The following is an 8,517-nucleotide window of genomic DNA, read 5'->3' on the forward strand; positions in this document are numbered from 1 at the left end:
AGGTGCCCGAGGATACCAGGCTGTGGAATCCGGACAGCGCGCCGCAGGCAACGGACACGAACAGGACGGGGAACATCGTGCCCGAAGCAGCCGTGAAGCCCGTGAACGCCGGAGCCGTGATGGTCGCCCGACCGCCGATGCCCAGCACCACGATACCCAGCACCGCGCAGGCGATCATGACGATCATCATGATGGAGGTGAGGTAGTCGCGCGGCTGCTTGAGCACCTGGATGGGCATCGCGCCGGCGCATACCAGATAGACCATGACGACGGCGATCCAGCCGTTCAGGTCCAAATAGATAGGGAAGCGCATACCAACGGCAAACATGAGGACCATGAGCACCATGCCCGTGACGAACTCGCGTGCACCGGCGAGGTTGAAGCGGCGCTGCGCCCAGCCGAAGCCCATGGCAACGAAGGTGAACAGGATCGAGATCGTGCCCGCGCAACCCGCCGCATAGGATTTCGTGAAATCGACGGCGCCGGCGGCATCGGGCGTGAACTTGAAAGTGCCCGCGACCATCGAGGTGAACGCAGCGATCACGATGAGGCAGAACAGCCAGCAGAACAGCAGAAACAGGCGGCGACCCGTCTTGCCGATGTACTTCTCGATGAGCTGGGCAAGCGACTTGCCGTTGTTTTTCATCGAAGCGTACAGCGCGCCGAAGTCATGCACCGCACCGAAGAAGATGCCGCCCACCAGCACCCACAGCACCACCGGCAGCCAACCGAAGGCCATAGCCACGATAGTTCCCGTCACGGGACCCGCACCGCAGATCGAGCTGAACTGATGGGAGAACGCCGTAAACGCCGACGCGGGCGAGAAGTTCTTCCCATCCTCCATGCGGCGCGCAGGTGTGAGCGCGTCGCGGTCCACGCCCCACGTATTGGCGAGCCACCTGCCATAACCAAGGTAGCCCGCCGCCAACACCACCGCGGCAACCACCATCAATACAACGCCGTTCATATCTCTCCTCTCCCCCGAAAGCTTGCAAGCCATAAAAAACGAGGGCCGTCGATCCTTCTCGACGGCCCTCGTCTCGGTATCAGCCGCCCGTGCGAAAAGCACGAGCGGCGTGATCAGCGCAACCCGTGCTAGCTCATAATGCAAATAATGGATAGCTGGCGCTGATTCATGGCTCAAAACCCTCTGCAATCGCGATGGAAGCTCGCGCCCCATCTGAAAACGTTGACGAACGGAAGTATTGCGCTTTATTGGAATAGAGTCAATGCTGGGTCTTTAAGATTTCCTCTTTGTTTCGATGCCTCGGCCGCTCTTGAATACCGGGCGTCGCGCGCCTACCCGCACCACGGCAACGCCCCGCGAGCACCCGATGCACGAACGCTTCGGGCGCGCGCAGGGCGCGCAAACAGGCGGTTCGACCGAACGCTACAACGTCATATTCGGGTCGGCGTCGATGTCGAGCTCCGCGAACTCGTCACGCAGATAGCGCTCGCGGGCCACCACGGCGATCATCGCGGCGTTGTCGGTGCACGCATTGGTAGGCGGTACCGTCACGCGGATCCCCTGGCGCGAGAGCTTCTCGATCATCATGCGGCGCAGATGCGGATTGGCAGCCACGCCGCCGCCGATACAGTACTCCTTGGCACCGGTCTCGCGCAGCGCGTTCTTCGCCTTCTTGTACTGCACGTCGAAGACGGCCGCTTCGAAGGAGGCGGCCAAATCGGGCAGATGCAGCGCGCGGCCCGCCTTCGCCTCGTTCTCGATGTACAGCGTCACCGCGGTCTTAAGCCCGGAAAGCGAAAAACGGTAGTCGCCGCGGCTGTTGAGGGCGCGTGGGAAGTCGATGGCCTTGGGATCGCCGGTCTCGGCCAGGCGCGAGATGATGGGGCCGCCGGGATACCCTAGCCCCAGCGCCTTGGCAACCTTGTCGAACGCCTCGCCCACCGCGTCGTCGAGCGTTTCGCCCAGTACCTCGTAATCGCCCCAGGCGCGCACGTGCACGAGCATCGTGTGACCGCCGGACACCAGCGTGAAGATGAAGGGCGGCTCCAGATCGGGCGTGGTGAGCTTGTTGGCGAACAGGTGTCCCTCCAGATGGTTTACGGCCACCAGCGGCTTTTGCGCGGCGAATGCGAAGCCCTTGGCAAAGGCGACGCCCACTACGAGCGCGCCCACCAACCCGGGTCCCTGCGTGACGCCCACGCAGGCGAGCTCGGACGGCGCAATCGGGTCGGCGAGCCCCAACGAGGCCGCGGCTTCCTCGAGTGCAGCATCCACGACGCCCACCATGACCTCGACGTGCTTGCGCGAGGCGATCTCGGGCACCACGCCGCCGAAACGGGCGTGAAAATCGATCTGCGTGGAAACCTGGTTGGCCAAAAGCGCGCCGTCGGCGTCGATGACGGCCACCGCCGTCTCGTCGCACGAGCTCTCGATAGCCAACACCAGCTCGCGCGCGGCTATGCGCTCGCGCTCCTCGGGCGTGCGCGCGGGCGCGGACAGCGGCCAGGTGCGCGCAGCGGCGGCCGTGGGCTCGGGCGATGCGGCATCGACCGGCAACACAAGCGGCAGCTGCGCAACCATCACGCAAGCATCGGCACCGGGACCGTAATAGCCGCGGCGCAGGCCGCAGCGTTCGAAGCCCAGCGCCTCGTAGAGCGCGATAGCGCCCTCGTTGCCGGCCTCCACCTCAAGCGAGGCGCTCGTGCAGCCAAGCATCTGCGCGTCATAGCTCACATGGGACAGCAGCTTGCGCGCGATACCCTCGCGACGGCGCTCGGGAGCCACCGCCACGTCGAGGATCTGCACATCGGTGTCCACGACCATGCCGCCCGCCAGGCCCACGATCTGGCCGTTGTCATGCGCCACCCACCATGATCGAGGCGCTGCCACATCGTCGGAAAGCTCGGACAAGAACAGCTGGGCCGACCACGGCGCATGGTTCGCATCGGCAAAGCACGCATCATCCAATGCCGCCGCCGCTTCCACATCAGCCGAACCCATGGGACGCAGTTGCAGATGACGCCCGGCGAGCTCGTCGGCCACGCCCGTCACCTCGCTCGCGGCGCTCTGCGCCAGGCCCAGACGCTTGCGCTCGTTTTCCTCGGCGTCCGACAGGCGCGTGTAAATGGGTAATACCAGCGCGGGGTCGCCTGCCTCCACGCCCCCGCCGATGCCGGTGCCCGCCGCAGCCAGCAGCAAGCCCTCGCCCGACGGCCACCACAGCTCGCGCGACAGGGCGCGCGCCATCAGACCCGCCTCCTCGAACAGCCTGCCATAACGCACCAGTCCGTCACCAGTAAGCTGTAATTCGCCGCGGTCGGCTCGGTCCGCCCACTCCTCAACCGCCGCAGCGGCCTTCACCACGCGCTCGCGTTCGAACAGGCGGCGCGGACCCTCGTCCTCGACCGCATAGAGCGCCGGATATATCTCGCCGCGCATCGCATCGCCTGCAACGCCCACCAAGCCGCGCACGCCGGCGCGCCACGCCGTCCAGGCGCATGCGTCCAGCGTCGAGGCGCCCTGCAGCGCAACATTGGCGCCGCGCGCCAGGCCCTTGGCCGTCGAGATACCGATGCGCACGCCGGTAAACGAACCGGGACCGCGGCCTACCAGGAACGCGTCCACATCCGAAACATGTTTGCCCGCGTCCTCGAGCGCGGTCTGCACCGTGCCCACCAGCTCGACGTTCGCTCGCCGGCGGCACAGGTGGTCGCGCGACGCCAGCAGCTCCACGTCGGCGCGGGCGCCATCGCGACCCGGCGTCCACGCGGCGACCGCGCACGCGAGCATATCGGTCGAGGTATCAAGGGCAACAACAAGCATGTCGAACATCCGTATCCCATACGCGGCATTCACCGCATCGATTATCAGTACCTGCACGCACCCGCGCGCTCACCGCACCTCGCGGCACGCTATGCGCACGCCGCCAGCACCGCCGCATCGATCGCCGCCGCGAGCTCCGCAGCGCGCGGACCCTGCGGCTCGAGCGCGATTTCGCGGCCGTTATCGCCCCGGCGCTCGATCTTCACCGTTAAGAATTCGTCGCACAGTTCGTCTTGGAACTGCTCTCCCCATTCCAACAGGCATGCCCCTTCGTAGCCCAACACGTCGAAGATGCCCGTATCCTCCAGCTCGAATGCGTGCTCGAGGCGATACAGGTCGAAATGGAAGAGCGGGATCCTGCCCCCGTCGTGCACCGACATGAGGGCGAATGTGGGGCTCGTCACCGGATGCTCGTCACCCAGGCCGTGCGACACGCCCTTGGTGAAGTGGGTCTTGCCCACCCCCAGGCCGCCGGTCAAGATGAGCACGTCGCCGTCCTGCAACGCGCCCGCGCACAGCTCGCCGAAACGCACTGTGTCCTCGACGGCCGCGCTCTCATACCGGCCCGCCGCCTTACGCTTCAACGCCATGACTAGTCCTCCAAACGCGGCAGGGCGTCCGAATGCCCCGTGGCCTTGCCGGTTGCGCGCGACGGATGTTCGGCCAGATATTCGCCGAGCATCTTAAAATCCTCTTCCAGCAGCCTCTGCCATGCCGGATTACGCAGCGCCGCCGCCGGATGCAACGTGGGCATCACCAGGAAATGGCCCATCTGATGAAAACGGCCGCGCAGCTTCGTGATGCCGATCTCCGTCTTCAAGATGAAATGCGTCGCTGGATTGCCCAGGGTCACGATGATATCCGGCCAGATGCTTCGAATCTGCTCGCGCAGAAACGGCGAACAGGCCAGCACCTCGTCGGCCTTGGGATTACGATTCGCCGGCGGACGGCATTTCAGCACGTTGGCTATGTAGATATCCGAGCGCTCGAGACCCGCGAGCGCCAGCACGCCGTTAAGGTTCGCGCCTGCGCGCCCTACGAACGGCTCGCCCTGCTCATCCTCGTTCTTGCCCGGCGCTTCACCCACGACCAGCACGCGCGCCCGGGGATTGCCCGTACCGAACACGATGTTCCCGCGCGTCTCGAACAGCGGGCACCGTCGGCAATCCCCCATAACCGAACGGATCTCGTCGAGCGAGACCTCGCGCGGCCCCTGGTGCTCGTGGCCGGGAATGTGCATTACGCCCATAGAACTCCTAAAGGTATACCTTTTCCAAACGCATACCGAAGCCGCACGCGACCTCGTAGTTGATGGTCCCGCGCAACGCGGCCATCTCGTCCATCGTGATAACCGCATCGCCGTCGCGACCGACGATGGTAACCAGCTCACCGATCTCGGCGTCCTCGACCGGCTGCGCGGTCATCTGCTGAATGGCGACCATGCATTGGTCCATGCAGATGTTGCCCACCTGGCGCAAGCGACGACCCTTATAAAGCACCTCCATGCGGTTGGAGAGCACGCGCGCAAGACCGTCGGCATATCCGATGGGCAACGTGCAGATCTGCACGTTTGCACGGGGCACGCGGAAGGTGAAGCCATAGCCGACGCCCTCGCCCATGGCCGGGTGCGTCACACGCGTGATGCGTGCGCGCACGCTCATCACGGGATCGAGCGGGAATATCGGTGCGGTGCGCTCGCAGGGCTGCAAGCCGTACAGCCCGATGCCCGCGCGAATCATATCGAAATGCGTAGCGGGGTCCAAGATCGACGCCGGGGTGTTATCGCAATGCACGATACCGCATTCGCAATCGGCGTCCTTCATCGCCTGGACGGCTTCCCTGAAACGCCTCCGCTGCAGGCTGTACTCCCAGCTATCGGGATCATCCGCGGTGGCAAAATGCGTGAATACGCCGTCGCACTCGATACCGCGGTGGAAATCGATGCTGCGACGGAACTCAAGCACGTCGGCATAGTGGACGCCGATGCGGTTCATACCGGTCTCGATGGCCATATGGTAGCGGCCAACCACGCCGAGCTCGACTGCGCGTTCGCCATAGGCCAACGCGAACTCGGCGGTATACAACGAAGGCATGATGTCGTATTGCAGCAGCAGGTCCACCGAGCTGGCAGGCGGCTCGCTCAACATGAGGATGGGGATCTTCACGCCGCCCTGACGCAGCTGTATGCCTTCATCGAGCGTGGCAACGGCAAACATGTCGGCGCCGGCGGCTTGCATGATCTTGGCGCACTGAGGGGCGCCATGGCCGTAGGCGTCGGCCTTCACCACGCAACACAGGCGCTGACCAGGCGCAAGCAGGTTCTTAAACGCCCGAACATTGCGCCTCAACGCACCCTGGTCGATCTCGACCCACGCCCAACGTGTCGCAGGCTCCTTGCTCAACGCCATCTTCACTCACCCTTTTCCGCTGCCTGGCGCACCTCGCGATACGCCTCGTCTTCGACCAGTTGCATCGCGCTGCCAACCAGGTCGACCAGATCCGTAGCTATCACGCTACGCGAGCCCATGGCCTCCGCGGCGGCATATCCCGTATACGAATGGATCGCGACCGCATACGAGGTAAGCAGCCCCCAGTCGTCCACATCGCCATGCGAGGCCGCAACGGTTCCCGCCAGGATGCCGGCGAGCACGTCGCCAGATCCAGCGGTAGCGAGCGAAGCGGGACCCGACATGGGTACGTAAACAGACTCGACGCCGACAATCGCGGTGGAAGGCCCCTTCGCCACGACCACGAGGTTATCAGACCCCGCGGCCCACACGATGCGCTGGGCGGCATCGATGGCAGCGCCCATGTCGGCGATATCGTCGCAATCGACCAGACGCGACAGCTCTCGATAATGAGGGGTCAAGATCAACGCCGACTCGCGACGATACAAGTCGGGATTGGTGTCGACGCCATCGATGCTCGCACGCGACAGGCAGTTCAATGCATCGGCATCCAAGATCAAGGGAACGTCCTGCTCGAGCAGTCCGGTAACGACCTTCATGCAGCCCGAAGCGGTGGTCATTCCGGGACCGCATAGCACGCAATCGTACTTCTCGGCGATCTCGCAGATAACGGAACGCGCCGCCGCGCCAAAACAGCCACGCGAGTCTGACGGAATACCGATCACGGGCACCGACGGAAGCGCCATGCGAATAAGATTCGCGCACGCGTCGGGTGCGGCGACGGTCACGTAACCGGCGCCGGCGCGAGCGGCGGCCTTCGCAGCCATCATCGCAGCGCCGGGATACATAGCGGAGCCGGCAACCACCAAGACGGAACCACGCGAGTACTTGTTCACGTTAGAGGGCAGCTCGGTAAAATAGTCGATCAGGTCAACAGCCTCGACTATCTCGGCAGCATGGTCCACGTCGCCGATCACTTCATCGATATCGTCGTACAATTCGCCGCAGATAAGCTCGCCGCCGTACTCGGGACCATCTCCGCTATACAGGCCAATCTTGGGCGCAAGCATCGTCGCCGTCACATCAGCGCGAACACATGCCTCGACAACATGGCCCGTCTGGGAATCCAGGCCCGACGGCACATCGATGGAGACAATTCGAGAACCCGATTCGTTCAGCGCGGGAATCCAAATAGAAAACGGAGCGCGCAGGGAGCCGTGGAAACCCGTACCCAGAATGCCGTCGATGACGACATCGGCTTCGCGCGCGAGCTCGATAAGCTCATCGCGCGACGGACCGACGTGCACGGTAACATCGCGCCCAGCAGTGCGACGAGCAACATGACGTGCAAGCGCACTGGGTATCTCATCGGGCTCGACAGGTGAGACGACATCCACCTGAACGCCCTTCTGCTGCAGGATATCGGCAGCAACCCAGCCGTCACCGCCGTTGTTGCCAAATCCGTTCACCACGAGCACGCGGCTGGGATGCATATCCCACACGATGCCCGCCACGAATTCACCGGCTAGCTCGAGCAGTTCTGCTCGAGACGTGCCCTCTTTTTCAATAATATCCTCAAGACGTGCAATTTCATCGGTGCCCAGAACAGGACGCATCGCAATCCCCTTTTGTCTACTTCTACGCTTCCAGGTTCAATTCATCAAGCTGGACGCGTTCAAGTTCGTCCAATACGGAACGCGCCTCACGAAACGAGCGGGCGATCCGCTGCTTCTCGCTTTCCTTGTCCTCTTTTTGCTTAGGACGGGCATCGGCCGTGATTGTCATAGCGTTGGCAACAGCGACATCCGACGTAAAGGAGAGCGAAAGAGCGATTTCAAGAATACCCATAGACGTGGCGATTTCAAGCGCACGACCCGAAAGCACGGCCTGGGGTTTCCCCGACTCATCCCTGCACACGGACACATCCTTGCGTCCCACGCCCTGGGAGAATCCCGTGCCGAGCGCCTTGAGAACCGCCTCACGGGCTGCAAACCGACAAGCGTAATGAGCCGCGGGACACGTGGAGGCGTCGCAATACGCACGCTCCTCCTCCGTGAACACGCGCTCTGCGAAAGACGGCGTGCGCTCAAGGACCCGCTCCATGCGGGATATATCGACGATATCGACCCCAATGCTCGTAGCGCCCATAGGTACCTCCAAAACACTATCAGGATGTCTATTGTATCCCGTAGGAGGACGAGCGCTGAAAAGTCATAAGAAACGAAGGAAGGGGCCCTCCCTAGCGGGAGGACCCCTTCCATGCACCGAAGTGCCGTCCACCGGTCAGCGGCGCCCTGCTCTCCCACGGGCTTCCCCCGC

The 8,517-nt window shown here is 63.5% G+C and carries 7 protein-coding genes; all 7 read right to left on the bottom strand.

Translation table 11 applies throughout. The features are described 5' to 3' along the window. On the bottom strand, window positions 1–967 hold a 967-nt coding region (locus I2E26_RS06545; RefSeq protein ID WP_304515631.1), incomplete at its 3' end, for a carbon starvation protein A. A 423-nt stretch (window positions 968–1,390) separates the two neighbouring features. Next, window positions 1,391–3,790 (bottom strand): tRNA (adenosine(37)-N6)-threonylcarbamoyltransferase complex transferase subunit TsaD, encoded by a 2,400-nt coding sequence (gene tsaD / locus I2E26_RS06550; RefSeq protein WP_195420093.1) that lies wholly within the window; start codon window positions 3,788–3,790, stop codon window positions 1,391–1,393. A gap of 89 nt (window positions 3,791–3,879) precedes the next feature. Next, window positions 3,880–4,380 carry a tRNA (adenosine(37)-N6)-threonylcarbamoyltransferase complex ATPase subunit type 1 TsaE gene (tsaE, locus tag I2E26_RS06555; RefSeq protein ID WP_147588413.1) on the bottom strand — a complete coding sequence of 167 codons (501 nt, stop codon included), beginning with the start codon at window positions 4,378–4,380 and terminating at the stop codon, window positions 3,880–3,882. Window positions 4,381–4,382: 2 nt separating this feature from the next. Then, the gene (locus tag I2E26_RS06560) at window positions 4,383–5,039 is read right to left on the bottom strand and encodes a uracil-DNA glycosylase (RefSeq protein ID WP_195420094.1); all 657 of its coding nucleotides are present in this window, start codon (window positions 5,037–5,039) and stop codon (window positions 4,383–4,385) included. Window positions 5,040–5,046: 7 nt separating this feature from the next. Next, window positions 5,047–6,198: an alanine racemase gene (alr, locus tag I2E26_RS06565; RefSeq protein WP_195420095.1), complete on the bottom strand. Its 1,152-nt coding sequence runs from the start codon at window positions 6,196–6,198 to the stop codon at window positions 5,047–5,049. Between the two features lie 2 nt (window positions 6,199–6,200). Next, window positions 6,201–7,814, bottom strand: coding sequence for an NAD(P)H-hydrate dehydratase (locus I2E26_RS06570; protein WP_195420096.1), 1,614 nt, complete (start codon window positions 7,812–7,814; stop codon window positions 6,201–6,203). Between the two features lie 22 nt (window positions 7,815–7,836). Further along, entirely contained in the window at window positions 7,837–8,346 is a 510-nt protein-coding gene (gene acpS / locus I2E26_RS06575) for a holo-ACP synthase (protein WP_195420097.1), read from the bottom strand. Window positions 8,347–8,517 lie beyond the last annotated feature (171 nt).

The sequence above is a fragment of the Collinsella sp. D33t1_170424_A12 genome (assembly GCF_015554865.1).
Taxonomy (GTDB): domain Bacteria; phylum Actinomycetota; class Coriobacteriia; order Coriobacteriales; family Coriobacteriaceae; genus Collinsella.